The sequence below is a fragment of the Streptomyces sp. NPDC104202 genome (assembly GCF_055584185.1).
In genome coordinates this window covers 166730-181705 of sequence record NZ_JBVJMN010000005.1, presented here as the reverse complement: position 1 = coordinate 181705, position 14976 = coordinate 166730, and the positions used below count along the sequence as shown (strand labels likewise).

Annotated in this window: 12 protein-coding genes and 1 tRNA gene; 6 read left to right on the top strand and 7 right to left on the bottom strand. The window is 71.0% G+C overall.

Annotation, left to right across the window (positions count from 1 at the left end; genetic code table 11):
• The first annotated feature begins 10 nt into the window (after nucleotides 1-10).
• Nucleotides 11-688: a class E sortase gene (locus ACZ60W_RS05720; protein ID WP_469754090.1), complete on the top strand. Its 678-nt coding sequence runs from the start codon at nucleotides 11-13 to the stop codon at nucleotides 686-688.
• Between the two features lie 131 nt (nucleotides 689-819).
• Here the strand turns inward: ACZ60W_RS05720 and pknB are convergent, their stop codons facing one another.
• The 6 genes from pknB to ACZ60W_RS05690 all read right to left on the bottom strand — a co-directional run bounded on the left by pknB (nucleotide 820) and on the right by ACZ60W_RS05690 (nucleotide 8916).
• The gene (gene pknB / locus ACZ60W_RS05715; RefSeq protein WP_469754089.1) at nucleotides 820-2838 is read right to left on the bottom strand and encodes a Stk1 family PASTA domain-containing Ser/Thr kinase; all 2019 of its coding nucleotides are present in this window, start codon (nucleotides 2836-2838) and stop codon (nucleotides 820-822) included.
• A 155-nt stretch (nucleotides 2839-2993) separates the two neighbouring features.
• Nucleotides 2994-4460: a peptidoglycan D,D-transpeptidase FtsI family protein gene (locus tag ACZ60W_RS05710; RefSeq protein ID WP_469754088.1), complete on the bottom strand. Its 1467-nt coding sequence runs from the start codon at nucleotides 4458-4460 to the stop codon at nucleotides 2994-2996.
• Nucleotides 4457-5878: an FtsW/RodA/SpoVE family cell cycle protein gene (locus tag ACZ60W_RS05705; protein ID WP_469754087.1), complete on the bottom strand. Its 1422-nt coding sequence runs from the start codon at nucleotides 5876-5878 to the stop codon at nucleotides 4457-4459. The genes ACZ60W_RS05710 and ACZ60W_RS05705 overlap by 4 nt, the downstream gene beginning before the upstream one ends.
• 26 nt (nucleotides 5879-5904) lie before the next feature.
• Nucleotides 5905-7380, bottom strand: a complete 1476-nt coding sequence (locus tag ACZ60W_RS05700) for a Stp1/IreP family PP2C-type Ser/Thr phosphatase (protein ID WP_469754086.1) — start codon at nucleotides 7378-7380, stop codon at nucleotides 5905-5907.
• Nucleotides 7381-7541: 161 nt separating this feature from the next.
• On the bottom strand, nucleotides 7542-8063 hold the full coding sequence (locus ACZ60W_RS05695) for an FHA domain-containing protein FhaB/FipA (RefSeq protein WP_469754085.1): 522 nt from the start codon (nucleotides 8061-8063) through the stop codon (nucleotides 7542-7544).
• A 10-nt stretch (nucleotides 8064-8073) separates the two neighbouring features.
• Entirely contained in the window at nucleotides 8074-8916 is an 843-nt protein-coding gene (locus ACZ60W_RS05690; RefSeq protein WP_469754084.1) for an FhaA domain-containing protein, read from the bottom strand.
• Nucleotides 8917-9368: 452 nt separating this feature from the next.
• On the opposite strand from ACZ60W_RS05690, the gene ACZ60W_RS05685 reads away from it, so the two are divergent.
• From ACZ60W_RS05685 to ACZ60W_RS05670, 4 genes are all read left to right on the top strand, one after another.
• A tRNA-Leu gene (locus ACZ60W_RS05685) sits at nucleotides 9369-9455 on the top strand.
• Nucleotides 9456-9609: 154 nt separating this feature from the next.
• On the top strand, nucleotides 9610-10314 hold the full coding sequence (locus ACZ60W_RS05680) for a 4'-phosphopantetheinyl transferase family protein (RefSeq protein WP_469754083.1): 705 nt from the start codon (nucleotides 9610-9612) through the stop codon (nucleotides 10312-10314).
• 237 nt (nucleotides 10315-10551) lie between these two features.
• On the top strand, nucleotides 10552-12336 hold the full coding sequence (locus ACZ60W_RS05675; RefSeq protein WP_469754129.1) for a sensor histidine kinase: 1785 nt from the start codon (nucleotides 10552-10554) through the stop codon (nucleotides 12334-12336).
• A 38-nt stretch (nucleotides 12337-12374) separates the two neighbouring features.
• Nucleotides 12375-13034 carry a response regulator transcription factor gene (locus tag ACZ60W_RS05670; protein ID WP_469754082.1) on the top strand — a complete coding sequence of 220 codons (660 nt, stop codon included), beginning with the start codon at nucleotides 12375-12377 and terminating at the stop codon, nucleotides 13032-13034.
• Nucleotides 13035-13150: 116 nt separating this feature from the next.
• On the opposite strand, the gene ACZ60W_RS05665 is transcribed toward ACZ60W_RS05670, so the two are convergent.
• Complete coding sequence (locus ACZ60W_RS05665) at nucleotides 13151-13621, bottom strand: MarR family winged helix-turn-helix transcriptional regulator (protein ID WP_469754081.1); 471 nt, start codon at nucleotides 13619-13621, stop codon at nucleotides 13151-13153.
• Nucleotides 13622-13725: 104 nt separating this feature from the next.
• On the opposite strand from ACZ60W_RS05665, the gene ACZ60W_RS05660 reads away from it, so the two are divergent.
• Nucleotides 13726-14910 (top strand): ABC-2 transporter permease, encoded by a 1185-nt coding sequence (locus tag ACZ60W_RS05660; protein ID WP_469754080.1) that lies wholly within the window; start codon nucleotides 13726-13728, stop codon nucleotides 14908-14910.
• Nucleotides 14911-14976: the final 66 nt, after the last annotated feature.

Here is a 14976-nt window from a genome sequence, read left to right as displayed (position 1 = left end):
GGACGACCTAGTGGCACGCGCGCGCAACCGGATCGCCGGGATCATCAGCGTCTTCGGCGAACTCCTCATCACAGCGGGCCTGGTGCTCGGACTCTTCGTCGTCTACTCGTTGTGGTGGACCAACGTCCTCGCCGACCGCGCCGCCGACAAGGACGGCGCCCAGGTCCGCGACCAGTGGGCCGACCAGGGCCCCGGCGCGCTCGACACCAAGGACGGCATCGGCTTCCTCCACGTGCCCGCCATGTCCGACGGCGAGGTCCTGGTGAAGCAGGGCACCGGCACCGACGTCCTCAACCACGGCGTCGCCGGCTACTACACCGACCCGATCAAGTCCGCGCTCCCGCAGGACAAGCAGGGCAACTTCACGCTGGCCGCGCACCGGGACGGGCACGGCGCCAAGTTCCACAACATCCACAAGCTGAAGACCGGGGACGCCATCGTCTTCGAGACCAAGGACACCTGGTACGTCTACAAGGTCTACAAGACCCTGCCGGAGACCACGAAGTACAACGTGGACGTCCTCCAGCCCGTCCCCACGGAGTCGGGCAAGACCAAGCCGGGCCGCTACATCACGCTGACGACCTGCACTCCCATGTACACCTCGGACTACCGCTACATCGTCTGGGGCGAGCTGGAGCGCTCGGAGAAGGTCGACCGCGACCGCACCCCGCCGGCCGAACTGCGCTGACCGCGTGGCGGCCGCCGAGGCCGTCGCCGCGCCGGCCCCTCGGGCCGGCAGACGAAACGGGAGAGCCCCGGCATCCAGGACGGATGCCGGGGCTCTCCCGTAGCGTCGCGCGGAGCGACGGGTGTCGGGCGTCAGTCGAAGAACCCGCCGCCGCCGTTGCCACCGCGGTTGTCGCCGTTGCCGCCGCCCACCGTCATGACGTTGATGGTGTCGGTGGAGTTGACCATCGAGCCCTCACCCGGGGTCGTGCCGAGGACCAAGGCGTCCTCCTTGTCCGAACCCTGCTGGACCACCGTCAGGCCGAGGCCCTGGAGCTGGTCACGGACCTCGCTGAACTTCTTGCCGGCCAGGCCCGTCGGGAGCTGGACCTGGGTCTGCTGCGGGCCCTTGGAGACCTTCAGCTTCACCTGGGAACCCTCGGGCGCCTTGCCGTTGCCCTCCGGCGACTGCTCCAGGACCTGGTCCTTCGGCTGGTCGGAGTCGACGTACTCGGTGACCACGACGAACTTCAGCGACTCCAGCTGCTGCTTGGCCTGCGCGAGCTGGTTGCCGACGACCGGCGGGACCGTCGTCTGGTTCTTCTTCGCGACGGTGATCGTCACCTCGGAGTTCTTCTCCGCCTTGGTGCCGCCCTGCGGGTTCTGGCGAAGGACGGTGCCGGGGTCCTCGTCGGACTCCTCCATCTCGACCTTGACCTTGAAGCCCTTGCCCTTGAGGCTCTCCTCGGCGCGCTCCTGCGACTGCTCCACGACGTCCGGGACCTCCAGGAGCGGGGCGCCCTCGGAGACGTAGACCTGGATCGTGCCGCCGACGTCCATCTTGGCCACGTTGTCCGCGACCGGGACCTGCCTGCAGATCAGACCCTTCGGCTGGTCACAGCGCTCGGTGCCGGCCTGTGCCGCCTTCACCTGGGCGTTGCCCGCGAGCTGTGTCGCCGTCTTGACGTCCTGGCCCACCAGCTGCGGCACCGTGACCTGCTGCGTGCCGTCCTTCTTGTCGAAGAGCGAGACGCCGATGAAGATCGCGCCGACGAGCACCAGGATGCCCGCCAGAACCAGCAGGATCGTCGAGGTGTTCGACTTCTTCTGGCCGCCGCCGCGCCGGCGGTCCGGGCGGTCGTCATAGCCGTAGCCGCCGTCGTCCGGGTTGACCGGGGGAAGCATGGAGGTCTGGCCGGCCGGGTCCGCCTGGCGCAGCGCCGTGGTCGGCTGGTCCTCCGGCGGGTACCCGCCGTAGCCGCCGCCGTACGCCGGGGCGCCCGCCATCCCCATCCCCATGCCCATGCCCATCGCGGCCGCCGCGGCGACCGGCTGGCCGTCGAGGCACGCCTCGATGTCCGCGCGCATCTCGTCGGCGGACTGGTAGCGGTAGTCGGGATCCTTGACCAGCGCCTTGAGGACGATGGCGTCCATCTCGGGCGTGATCTCGCCGTCGAAGTTGCTCGGCGGCTGCGGCTCCTCGCGCACGTGCTGGTACGCGACGGCGACGGGGGAGTCGCCGATGAAGGGGGGCCGGACCGTGAGGAGCTCGTAGAGCAGGCAGCCCGTGGAGTACAGGTCGGAGCGGGCGTCGACCTGCTCGCCCTTGGCCTGCTCGGGGGAGAGGTACTGGGCCGTGCCGATCACCGCGGCGGTCTGCGTCATGGTCATGCCCGCGTCGCCCATGGCGCGCGCGATGCCGAAGTCCATGACCTTGACCTGGCCGGTGCGCGTCAGCATGACGTTCGCCGGCTTGATGTCACGGTGCACGATGCCGGCGCGGTGCGAGTACTCCAGCGCCTGGAGGATGCCGACCGTCATCTCGAGCGTGCGCTCGGGCAGCAGCTTGCGTCCCGAGTGCAGCAGCTCACGCAGGGTCGACCCGTCGACGTACTCCATCACGATGTACGGGATGGAGACCCCGTCGACGTAGTCCTCGCCGGTGTCGTACACGGCGACGATCGCCGGGTGGTTCAGCGAGGCGGCGGACTGTGCCTCACGGCGGAACCGGGCCTGGAAGGACGGGTCGCGGGCCAGGTCGGCCCGCAGCGTCTTCACGGCGACGGTGCGGCCGAGCCGGGTGTCCTGTCCGAGGTACACCTCGGCCATGCCACCACGGCCGAGCACCGAGCCCAGCTCGTACCGGCCGCCGAGGCGACGCGGCTCTTCCATAGCTAATCCAGCCCTCTCCGTCTGTCCCGACCGCACCCTTGGGTGGTCCGGCGGTGTGTGCTGTTCGCGCATACGCTACCGGCCCCGGGAAGACGTTCCGCCCGGGGCCGGTAGCTGATACCTGACCGGTACCTGGTGCGCACCGGGGCCGGAGATCAGCCCCGGCTCTTCATGACGGCCTTCATGACGGCCTTGGCGATCGGGGCCGCGAGGCCACCACCGCTGATGTCCTCGCGGTCCGTGCCGGCCGAGTCCTCGACGACCACGGCGACCGCGACCGGGGAGCCGTCTGCGGTCTTCGCGTATGAGATGAACCACGCGTACGGCCGCTTGGCGTTCTTCTCGCCGTGCTGGGCCGTACCGGTCTTGCCGCCGACCTTCACGCCGTCCATCTTCAGGTCGGCGTTGCCGCCGGTGCCGTCCGTGACGACGTTCTCCATCATCTGCTGGAGCTTCTGCGCCGTCTCCGCGGAGACCGGGCGGCTCATCTCCTCGGGCTCGTTCTGCTTGAGGATGTCCAGGTTCGGGGCCCGCAGCTGGTCGATCATGTACGGCTTCATGAGCTTGCCGTCGTTGGCGATCGCCGCCGTGACCATCGCCATCTGGAGCGGGGTGGTCGCCGTGTTGAACTGGCCGATGGACGACTGCGCGTTGCCGCCGCGGTCCATCTTCGTGTCGTAGACGGAGGCCGCCGAGCGGACCGGGACGAACTGCTCGGCGTTGAAGCCGAACTTCTCCGCCATCTCCACCATCTTGTCGCGGCCGACCTCGTCGCCGAGCTTGGCGAAGACCGAGTTGCACGAGACTTCCAGCGCCTGGTTCAGGGTGGCGTTCTTGCAGCCCGACGCGTGGTTCTTCATCGGCACCGTGGAGAGCGGCAGGATGTACGGCTCCGGGGTGTCCGTCGGCGCGTTGATGTCGGTGACCTTGCCGTTCTCCAGCGCGGCGGCGGCGGTCACGACCTTGAAGACGGAGCCCGGGGGGTAGATCTCGCGGATCGCGCGGTTCAGCTTGGGCTTGTTCTTGTCCTTCTCCAGTCCCACCCACGCCTTCTCGTCCTTGCCGGAGTAGCCGGCGAAGGAGGAGGGGTCGTAGGAAGGGGTGGAGGCCATCGCGAGGATCTTGCCGGTCTTCGGCTCGATCGCGACGACGGCGCCGGTCTTGCTTCCCAGGCCCTCGAAGGCTGCCTTCTGCGCGGCGCCGTTCAGGGTGGTGATGACGTCGCCACCCTTCTTCTTCTCGCCGGTGAACATGGCGAGGGTGCGGTCGAAGAAGAGCCGGTCGTCGTTGCCGGTGAGGATGCCGTCCTCGATCTTCTCGATCTGGTTGGCGTCGTAGGCCTGCGAGGCGTACCCCGTGACGGGGGCCCACATGGGGCCGTCGATGTAGGTGCGCTTGTACTTGTAGAACGTGTCCTGCGAGTCGACGGAGCCGGTGATGGGCTTGCCGTCGACGATGATGTTGCCGCGGACGTTGGCGTACCGCTCGATCTGCACACGCTTGTTGCGCGAGTGGGCGTTCAGTTCGTCGGCGCGGACGAACTGGAGCCAGTTGTCCCGCAGGAGCAGGGCGAGGACGAGCAGGCCGCAGAAGATCGCGACCCGCCGCAGCGGCTTGTTCACGGACGGACCACCTGGGTCATCTCGGCGTCGGGGGACGGGGCGGGCGCGGGCGCGGGACGGCGCGCGGTGTCGCTGATCCGGATCAGGATGCCGATCAGGGCCCAGTTGGCGATCACGGACGAACCGCCGTACGCGAGGAACGGCATGGTCATACCGGTCAGCGGGATGAGACCCATCACGCCGCCGGCGACGACGAAGATCTGGAGCGCGAAGGCGCCGGAGAGGCCCATCGCGAGGAGCTTGCCGAACGGGTCGCGGGCGGCGAGCGCGGTACGGGCACCGCGCTCCACGATCAGCCCGTAGAGGAGGAGGAAGACCATGACGCCGGTCAGACCGAGCTCCTCGCCGACGGTGGCGAAGATGAAGTCCGAGTTGGCGGCGAAGCCGATCAGGTCGGAGTTGCCCTGGCCGAGACCGGTGCCGAGGATGCCACCGGAGCCGAAGGACATCAGCACCTGGGTCATCTGGTCGCAGGCGGCGACGGTGTCGGCGCAGCCGAACGGGTCGGCCCAGGCGTCGACACGGGCCTGGACGTGGCTCGCGAAGGAGGCCACGCCGACCGCGCCGGCGACCGACATCATCAGACCCATGACGATCCAACTGGTCCGCTCCGTCGCCACGTACAGCATGATCACGAACATGCCGAAGAACAGCAGCGAGGTGCCGAGGTCGTTCTCGAAGATCAGGATGAGGAGGCTGACCGCCCAGATCGTGAGGATCGGGCCGAGGTCGCGGCCGCGGGGCAGGTAGAGCCCCATGAAACGGCGGCTGGCCAGGGCCAGGGCGTCGCGCTTCACCATCAGATAGCCGGAGAAGAACACCGCCAGCACGATCTTGGCGAACTCACCGGGCTGGATCGAGAAGCCCGCGATGTTGATCCAGATCTTGGCGCCGTACACGGGCGTTCCGAGGCCCGGGACGAGCGGCAGGAGCAGCAGGAAGAGGGAGACCGCCATGGAGATGTACGTGTAGCGCTGGAGGACGCGGTGGTCCTTGAGCAGCAGCAGCACGCCCACGAACATGGCGATGCCGATCGCCGAGTACAGCATCTGCTTCGGGGCGTCGGGGCTGAAGCTGCCGAAGTCCCGGACGGACTTGGCGATCAGCCGCGGCGACTGGTCCAGGCGCCAGATCAGCACCAGGCCCATGCCGTTGAGCAGGGTGGCCAGGGGCAGCAGCAGCGGGTCGGCGTACGGGGCCCACTTGCGGACCACGAGGTGGGCGACGCCCGCGAGGAGCGCGAGGCCCAGGCCGTAGCCGAGCATGCCGGCCGGGACCTTCCCGTCGATGGCCAGGCCCACGTTGAGGTACGCGAACACCGGGATGACGACGGCGAACGCGAGCAGCGCCAGCTCGGTGTTGCGACGGCTCGGCGCCTCGATCGCGCCGATGGTGGTCGTGTTGGTGACAACGCTCATGGTGGTGAAAGGCCCCCTACGGGTGCTTACTGCTTGCCGCAGTTCGAGGCCAGCTTCTGCTCCTCCGCGGTGAGGGTGGGACCCGGGGTCGGAGCGGCTGTGGTGGGCTTGGAGTCGGGGGTGGCGGTGCCGCCGGGCTTCTGGGCCGGCGGGGCGGCCTTCTCGGCGGCCTCACGGCGCTGCTCGGTCTTCTTGCACGCCGAGGCCTGCACGGACAGCTCGGAGATCTTCGTCTCGGCCTTGCCGAGGCTGCCGCCCGCGATCGTGTCCTCGACCTGCTTCCGCTGGTAGGCGGGGAGGTACTTGAGTTCGATCTCGGGGTGGTCCTTCTCGACCTTCGACAGCGAGATCCACGCCAGGTCCTGGCTGATGCCCTGGTAGAGGGCGACGTGCTGGTCCTTGGAGCCCACGAAGTACTGGGTCTGGGTCCAGCGCCAGCCGCCGTACGCACCGCCGCCGAGCAGCGCGAGGATCAGGACGAGGAAGAAGGAGCGCTTGAGCCACTTGCGGCCCTTGCGCGGCTTCTCGAAGTCGTCGTCCGCGTACGACTCGAAGGAGCCCTGCGGCGGCATCCCGCCGTAGCCGTGGTCCTCGCCGCTGCCAGGCGGGCCGAAGCCGCCGGCCGGGGGCTGGTGGTGGGGCGCGGTGCGGCCGAGCCCGGAGGCGCGGCCGGCCGGGGTCTGCATGGCCCCGCCGTCGTTGAGCACGGCCTGGTTCTCGGCGACGGCGCCCACGATGACCGGGATGTCGCTGACGTGGCCGGCGAGGGTGTCGCCGCCGTCGACGTCGAGGACGTCGGCGACGATCACCGTGATGTTGTCCGGGCCGCCGCCGCGCAGCGCGAGCTGGATCAGCTCCTGCACGGTCTCCTGCGGGCCCTGGTAGCTGGCGAGGGTGTCCTCGAGGGTCTGGTGCGAGACCACGCCGGACAGGCCGTCGGAGCAGATCAGGTAGCGGTCGCCGGCCCGGACCTCGCGGATGGAGAGGTCGGGTTCGACGTGGTCGCCGCTGCCGAGCGCGCGCATGAGGAGCGAGCGCTGCGGGTGGGTGGTGGCCTCTTCCTCGGTGATCCGGCCCTCGTCGACGAGGCGCTGGACCCAGGTGTGGTCCTGGGTGATCTGGGTGAGGACGCCGTCGCGGAGCAGGTAGGCGCGCGAGTCGCCGACGTGTACGAGGCCGAGCCGCTGGCCCGTCCACAGCAGGGCGGTGAGCGTGGTGCCCATGCCCTCCAGCTGCGGGTCCTCCTCGACCATCATCCGGAGCTGGTCGTTGGCGCGCTGCACCGCCGTACCGAGCGAGGTGAGGATGTCGGAGCCGGGGACGTCGTCGTCGAGCGTGACGAGGGTCGAGATCACCTCGGACGAGGCGACCTCGCCGGCCGCCTGGCCGCCCATGCCGTCGGCGATGGCGAGCAGGCGGGGCCCGGCGTAACCGGAGTCCTCGTTGCCCTCGCGGATCATGCCCTTGTGCGAGCCCGCGGCGAATCGCAGGGACAGAGTCATGCGCACCTGCCCTGTCGCCGCTGCATCGGGGTACAGCCGGTCTCGACCCACACTGCCCACCCTCCGGTCGCTTCGGTCGCTCCGGTCGGGAGCGCGGCACGGCCTGTGGCGGGGACCGTCCCGGCTCGCTCGCTCCGCTCGCGCCTATTCATGATGTAGCACTACTTCCGCAGCTCGATGACGGTCTTGCCGATGCGGATCGGCGCGCCCAGCGGAATCGGCGTGGCGGTGGTGAGGCGGGTCCGGTCGAGGTAGGTGCCGTTCGTGGACCCGAGATCCTCGACGATCCACTGGCCGTCCCGGTCCGGGTAGATCCTGGCGTGCCGGCTGGACGCGTAGTCGTCGTCCAGCACGATCGTCGAGTCGTGCGCCCGGCCCAGCGTGATCGTCTGCCCCTGGAGGGCGACGGTCGTGCCGGTGAGGGTGCCCTCGGACACGACCAGCTTGGTCGGGGCGCCGCGGCGCTGGCGGCCGCCCGCGCTCTGCTGGCCGCGCTGCTGCGGCGGCGCGGCGGCCTGGCGGGCGGCGGCCTGCTGGGGCCGCGCCTCCTGGCGCCGCGAACCGCGCTGGGTGACCCGCGTACCGAAGAGGTCGCTGCGGATGACCTGGACGGCCACGATGACGAACAGCCACAGAACGGCCAGGAAACCCAACCGCATGACCGTCAGGGTCAGCTCTGACATTGCCCCCGCTTCACCCTTCGGCTTGCCGGTAAACGATGGTGGTGCTGCCCACGACGATCCGCGAGCCGTCGCGGAGCGTAGCGCGGGTGGTGTGCTGCCCGTCCACCACGATGCCGTTGGTGGATCCGAGATCCTGGATCGTCGAGGGCGTTCCGGTCCGGATCTCGCAGTGCCGGCGGGAGACGCCGGGATCGTCGATCCTCACGTCCGCGTCGGTGCTGCGGCCGAGGACCAGGGTCGGGCGCGAGATCTGGTGGCGGTTGCCGTTGATCTCGATCCAGCGTCGCACGGACGCGCCGGCGCCGGGAACCGGGCCGCCCGCGGGACGTCCGCCGGGCGCGGTCGGCCGGTGGCCGGGAGCGCCGGGGGGCGGGGAGGCGGGCATGGGCGGAGCGCCGGCCGGGGGGTACCCGTAGCCGCCGCGCCCCTGGGCCTGGCCCTGCTGCTGTCCCGCGGCGGGCGGCTGCGGCTGTGACGTACTCGACGCGAGCGTGCGGCTGCGGACGCGGTACAGGCCGGTGTCGAGGTCGTCGGCCTTCTCCAGGTGGACCTTGATCGGGCCCATGAAGGTGTACCGCTGCTGCTTCGCGTAGTCCCTGACCAGGCCGGCGAGCTCGTCGCCGAGCTGGCCCGAGTAGGGGCTGAGACGCTCGTAGTCCGGCGTGCTCAGCTCCACGATGAAGTCGTTGGGGACGACGGTCCGCTCGCGGTTCCAGATCTGCGCGTTGTTGTCGCACTCGCGCTGGAGCGCGCCGGCGATCTCGACAGGCTGGACCTCGGACTTGAAGACCTTGGCGAAGGTGCCGTTCACCAGACCTTCGAGTCGCTGCTCGAATCGCTTCATGACTCCCATGGGGCACCTCCTCCGTCGTTGTCGTCCTGGTACTGCTTACTGATCGTATCCACGCGTCGGGAAATCGGCTGGTTCCCCTTCTCTGCCCTGTGGACGAGTGTCACCTCTCACAGGCTTCCCCCACGGATCGTAGAGGTGGCCTGTGGACAGTGTCCCGCACCCGGCTGTGGGACCGGGGTCGCGGTCCGGAAGCCGTGATGGTCCGTCCCGTTCCTCCCGCCCCTCCCGCCGCTCCACCCCTCGGTCCCTTCCCGCTTCCTCCTCCCCCGCCTGCTCCCCCGTACCCCTCGTTCCCCTCCCCAGACGTCGTCCGCGTCCCCGCCTGCCCTCACCTTGTTCTCCGGGAGCGGGGCCGAAACAACGGATGTGAATCCACGGTCTGCGGCGTGCTAATCTTCAGATGTCGCCAGGCGCTCCCACCGAAAAGTGAGAGAGTCCGGAGCACACCCAATGCGCGGGTGGCGGAATAGGCAGACGCGCTGGATTCAGGTTCCAGTGCCCGAAAGGGCGTGGGGGTTCAACTCCCCCCTCGCGCACCAGAGAGACGGTCGGCATCGTGATCACGATGCCGACCGTCTCGTTTTTGTGTCCAGGCACGGCCTGGACTGCGGCGGGGGCCAGGGCGGTTGCCGGTGTGAGGTGGCCCACGTCCGGCCGAAGGGGCCGGCGGCGGGCAGGAAATAGGCTGTCCGCATGATCGTTCGGATATGGGTCCTGGAAGCCCGTTCGGCCGAGGCGGAGGCCCGGGGCCTGCTGACTCCGGCGGAGCTGTCCCGCGCCGACGAGCTGGGCCGCGAGCAGGTGCGGAGGACGTTCGTCACGTCCCGCGCGGTGCAGCGGGCCCTGGGGGCGCGTCACCTGGGCGTGCCCGCACCCGAGGTCGGGATCAGCCGGGCCTGCGCCCACTGCGGGGACGACGCCCACGGCAAGCCGCACTTCACGGCCGCTCCCGCACTCGACTTCTCCGTCTCGCACACCGGGGACCTCGTCGTGATCGCGGCATCGACCGGCACCAGGGTCGGCCTCGACGTGGAGCTGGGCAGCCGCACCATCGAGATCGAGGAGATGGTCCGCGTCCTCGCCTCCGAGAGCGAACAGCGGAGTCTCGACGGGCTCGACGGAGACGCTCTGCGGACCGCGCTCTTCCGGATCTGGGCCCGCAAGGAGGCGACGGTCAAGCTGACCGGCCACGGGCTGCTCCAGGTGCCCTTCTCCGCGCTGTCGGTCGACGGTCCGGTCGTCCGGGTCGACGGTTCGCCGGACGGCTGGCCCGAGGAGCCCATCCACCTCACGGATCTGCCGCTCGGTCACGGGAGCGTGGCCGCGTTGGCGACCACCGTCGCCGATCCCGAGATCGACGTCGTCACGCTGGCGCGGGTCTCCGACCTGTCCGTGTGAGGCGGGGCGGCCTCCGGGCCTCGTGGGCCCCGTGCGAGTGACGTGGGCTGGTTGGGAGGCGGGCGGCTTCCTGTGGTCTGTGGGTTCGGTGTGGTGGCCGTAGTCCGTGGGTTCGGCGTGGTGGATGTGTTCCCTGGGATCGGTGCGCTCTCCGGCGCGACCTTCGTCGTCGGCGGTCGCGACGAAAGGGGGACGCCGGGGGTCCGGCGGGCTGCCTAGGGTGCGAGCGTGGACGCTATGTCGAAGTCGGGGGCCTGGAGCATGCGCGGCCTCAAGGGAACGGTCTCGGCCTCATGGGCCTGGTTCGCGCTGCCCGGGCAGTGGTCGGGGCGCCGGACCACCGGTGAGGTGGCGCTCGCGCTGGTGATGGCGCTGCTCGCCGCCGGGACCGAGGAGATGGTGGGCGGCGAGGGGTGGCGGCTGGCCGTGGTCGCCGCGGGTGCCGCCGTGCTGTCGCTGGTCCGGCGGCGGCTCCCGGCGAGCACGCTCGTCCTGGCCGCGGGGCTGACCCCGTTCCTGCCCGGCCTGGGCCCGGTGCTGCTGGTGATCGGCTGGTCCTCCGGGCGGTACATCGCGGGCGCCGGCCAGGCGCTGGCCGCGTACATCGCCGCCTTCGTCCTGAACGTGGGGGGCACGCTCCTGGAGTCGTGGGACCGGCAGCGGATCCTCGTCGTCGTCTTCGTCGCGACCCTCTACTACCTCGGGACCACGCTGGCGCCCGGTCTCGCGCACCGCTACTGGACCCAGCGGCGGACCCTGCTCCACGCCCTCCAGGAGCGCAACGCCCAACTGCTGCGCGAGCGGACCATGGTGGCCTGGCAGGCGCGGCAGCGGGAGCGGCAGCGGATCGCCCAGGACATGCACGACAGCCTCGGGCACCAGCTGGCGCTGATCGCGGTGCACACCGGCGCCCTGGAGGTCGACCGGGACCTGGGCGAGCGGCAGCGCGAGGTGGTCGGCGTCCTGCGGAACGCGTCGGTGACCGCCATGCACGAACTGCGGGAGGTCGTCGGGATACTCCGCGACGGGGTCGAGGCCCCGCACGGCGCACCGGCGGCGCTCGCCCGGACCGGTGACGAGACGGGCAGGGCCGCGCGGGGGATCGCGGGCATCGAGGGCCTCGTGGAGGCCGCCCGGGGGGCCGGCACCGCCGTCGGGCTGCGCCGGATGGGGGAGACGCGGTCGCTGGCCCCGGCCGCCGACCACGCCGCGTACCGGATCGTGCAGGAGGCCCTGACCAACGCCTACAAGCACGCGCCGGGCGCGACGATCGGCGTCGAACTCCGCTACGAGCCGGACACCTTCGTCGTGGAGATCCTCAACGAGCCGCCGGAGGGCGGGCCGGCGACGGACGCGGTGAGCGGCGGCCAGGGGCTGGCCGGACTCGCCGAACGGGCCCGGCTCGTGGGCGGCATGTGCCACGCGGGGCCCGCCGACGGCGGCGGGTTCCGGGTGGCCGGGATGCTGCCCTACGGCGTCGCGCCGCCCGCCGACGCCGCGCCTTTGGTCGACGCGGCGGACGACTTCCGGCAGCAGACCACGAAACCGCTGGTGGGCGATGGTCGTCCGGTCGCGGTCGGACCGGCCGACTGGACGTACACGGAGCGGGAGTTGGCCATGGCGGTGCGCGGGGGCAAGGGCACGGGCAGGAGCACGGGCGGTGCGATCGCGCTGGGCTGCGGGATAGCGTTCGCGGCGCTCGTCCTGCTCGTGGTGGCGGCGGGCTTCGGCATCTACTTCCTGATGGGTTCCCTGCAGGAGGGGATGATCGAGCCCAAGCAGTACGAGGCGGTGAAGGTCGGGGCGTCCGAGAAGGAGGTCCGGGACCAACTGCCCTCCGGCGACACGATAGCCACCGTCGGTCTGGGCAAGGAGGGGCCCGCGCAGCCGGACGGTGCCGACTGCCTGGTGCTGATGTCCTCGGAGCTGGGGGAGGTCCCCGACAGGGAGCCGGTTTTCCGGTTCTGCTTCAAGGACGGCAAGCTGATCGAGAAGAAGGCGTACGAGGTCCCGGCGCGGTAGCGCCGGGCCGCCCGTACCGGAGCCGTGGGGGAGCAGCAGTGGCAGGGCAGCCGATCAGGGTCGTGATCGCCGACGACGAGCCGCTGATCAGAGCCGGGATCCGCATGATCCTCATCTCGGACCCCGAGATCACGGTCGTCGGGGAGGCCGCGAACGGCCGGGAGGCCGTCGAGGCGGCGCGGGCGCACGCCGCCGACGTGGTGCTGCTCGACATCCAGATGCCGGTGCTCGACGGCCTCTCGGCACTGCCGGAGCTGCGCCGGGCGGCGCCGGCGGCCCGGGTGATCGTCCTGACGACCTTCGGCGAGCGGGAGAACGTCCTGAGGGCGCTGGAGCACGGGGGCGCCGGCTTCCTCCTCAAGGACACCGCGCCGGCCGAGCTGATCGGGGCCGTACGGGCGGCCGCGGCGGGCGACGCGTATCTGTCCCCGGCGGCCACCCGGCACGTGGTGGAGCGGCTCGCCTCGGGCCGCGAGGCGGCCCGGGCCGAGGAGGCGCGGGGGCGGGTGGCTGCGCTGAGCGAGAAGGAGCGGGACGTGCTCGCGCTGCTCGGCGAGGGGCTGTCCAACGCGGACGCCGGGAAGCGGCTGCACATGAGCGAGGCCACGGTGAAGACGTACGTGAGCAGGATCCTGGCCAAGCTGCACTGCGAGAACCGCGTCCAGGCCGCGCTGTTGGCGCGGGACGCGGGGCTCTAGGCGCTCGCGGGGGCGCGCGCGGGTGGGGCTGGGCGGCGGTCCGCGCGGCGGTCGGTGTGCTGGTCCGTGTGCTCCCGGTCCGCGGGGGCGGGTGGGCGGGGCCGGGGGTTCGGGCGTCAGCGTGGGGTGCCGTCGGGGAGGCCCTCGGTGCCGGCCGCGTTGTAGCGCAGCAGGTACTGGGCGAAGTGCGCGAGGTCCTCGGCCGACCAGTCCCTGAGGCGCTCCTGGTAGGCGGCGCGGCGGCTGGTCTGCGCCGTGGCGAGGACCTCGGAGCCCGCCCGCGTCGGGTGCAGGACGTGTACGCGGTGGTCGTCGGGGGCCGGGCGCCGTTCGACCAGGCCGAGCTTCTCCAGGCCGGCGACCTGGCGGCTGACGGTCGACTTGTCGAGGAGGTAGTGGGCCGCGAGGTCGGTGGCGCGGCAGCCGCGCTGCTCGTCGATGTGGGCGAGGAGCGTGTAGGAGACCAGCGGGAGTTCGGGGTGGACCCGGGCCGCCGCGGCGCGCGCCCGCCTCGCGAAGGCCGTGAGTTCGCGCTGGATGACGTCCACGGACGCCTCGCGGGCCGGCCCTGCGTCGACGCCGGTCATGGTGGGCTCCCTCTGCCATGGCCGGGCGCCGTTCGCCCGCCGTCCACTTTCGGTTGTATAGTACAACGGTTCTTTAGTTGTAAAAGCCAACCATGGAGGTCTGGATGTCCGCGGGACCGAACACCGGCGGCGCGTTGCGGCATGTCCTCGGGCATCTGCTCACGCCCCTGCTGATGTGCGTCGGCATGGGGCTCGCCTACCTCGGCGCCTTCCACGCCCCCGCCCCCCACGACCTGCGCGTCGACGTCGTCGGCTCCGGACCCACCACCCAGGTCCTCGCGCAGACGCTCCAGGACAAGGGCGCGGGCGCCCTCGACGTCCGGACCGTCCCGGACCGGGCGACGGCCGTCAGCGCCTTGCGCGAGCAGGGCAGCTTCGGTGCCTACGTGCCCGGCGAGAGGCCCGAGCTCCTCGTCGCCTCCGCCTCCTCCGACACCAGCGCCATGGCCGTGGAGAAGGTGTTCACCAAGGTCGCCGCCGCCCAGGACGCCCCGCTCAGGGTCACCGACGTGGCTCCCGTCGCCTCCGGCGACCCCACCGGCCAGGGGATCTTCTTCCTGCTCGTCGCCCTCAGCATCGGCTCGTACGCCTCCGTGGCCGTCATCGGCGGCGCCGGAGCCGTGCTGGCCCTGCGGGTCCGCGTCCTCCTCGCCGCCGCGACCTCGCTCGTCGTCAGCCTCATCGGCACGGTCTTCGCCGGACCCCTCTTCCACCTCGTCGACCAGGGGCTTGCCGGGGTGTGGGCGATCTCCTGGCTGTACACCGCGGGCATCCTGCTGGTCGGCGTCGGACTCCACACCTTCCTGCGCCGCTGGACCACGCTCGGCGTCATGGTGCTCTTCGTCATGCTCAACTTCACGAGCTCCGGCGGCATCTACCGGCCCGAACTCCAGCCCGGCTTCTTCGGCGCCCTGCACGCCTTCTGGAACGGCGCCGGCTTCGTCGAAGGCGTCCGCGGTCACGTCTACTTCGGCGGCCACGCGGTCGGCGGGCACGTCCTCACCCTCGCGCTGTGGCTCCTCGCCGGGATCGCGCTCGTCGTCGCCGCGGGTGTCACGGAGGCCCGGCGGGCGTCCGCGGTCGCCCTGGGCGGAGCGCACGCCCGGCCGGGCTCGTCGGCGGCCCCGGAAGGCGGCGGGAAGACGACGGGCGAGGCGACCGCCCGGACGACGGACAAGACGACCGGCAGGACGACAGGTGTGCCGACGGGCGAGACGGCTGACGAAGCGGCTGACGAGGCTGCTCAGGCTGCTGCCGAGGAGGAGGTCGAAGAGGCGGTCGCGGTCTGACTCCGCCCGCGGATCCCGCGGCGGGAGAGCGCCGGCGAGGGTTGTCCACAGGGCGTCGTCCACAGG

Excerpts from the sequence above, each read along its gene's own strand:
- pknB (WP_469754089.1), bottom strand. The coding sequence starts at position 2,838 with ATGGAAGAGCCGCGTCGCCTCGGCGGCCGGTACGAGCTGGGCTCGGTG.
- ACZ60W_RS05705 (WP_469754087.1), bottom strand. The coding sequence starts at position 5,878 with ATGAGCGTTGTCACCAACACGACCACCATCGGCGCGATCGAGGCGCCG.
- ACZ60W_RS05700 (WP_469754086.1), bottom strand. The coding sequence starts at position 7,380 with ATGACTCTGTCCCTGCGATTCGCCGCGGGCTCGCACAAGGGCATGATC.
- ACZ60W_RS05695 (WP_469754085.1), bottom strand. The coding sequence starts at position 8,063 with ATGTCAGAGCTGACCCTGACGGTCATGCGGTTGGGTTTCCTGGCCGTT.
- ACZ60W_RS05690 (WP_469754084.1), bottom strand. The coding sequence starts at position 8,916 with ATGGGAGTCATGAAGCGATTCGAGCAGCGACTCGAAGGTCTGGTGAAC.
- ACZ60W_RS05680 (WP_469754083.1), top strand. The coding sequence starts at position 9,610 with ATGATCGTTCGGATATGGGTCCTGGAAGCCCGTTCGGCCGAGGCGGAG.
- ACZ60W_RS05675 (WP_469754129.1), top strand. The coding sequence starts at position 10,552 with ATGTCGAAGTCGGGGGCCTGGAGCATGCGCGGCCTCAAGGGAACGGTC.
- ACZ60W_RS05665 (WP_469754081.1), bottom strand. The coding sequence starts at position 13,621 with ATGACCGGCGTCGACGCAGGGCCGGCCCGCGAGGCGTCCGTGGACGTC.
- ACZ60W_RS05660 (WP_469754080.1), top strand. The coding sequence starts at position 13,726 with ATGTCCGCGGGACCGAACACCGGCGGCGCGTTGCGGCATGTCCTCGGG.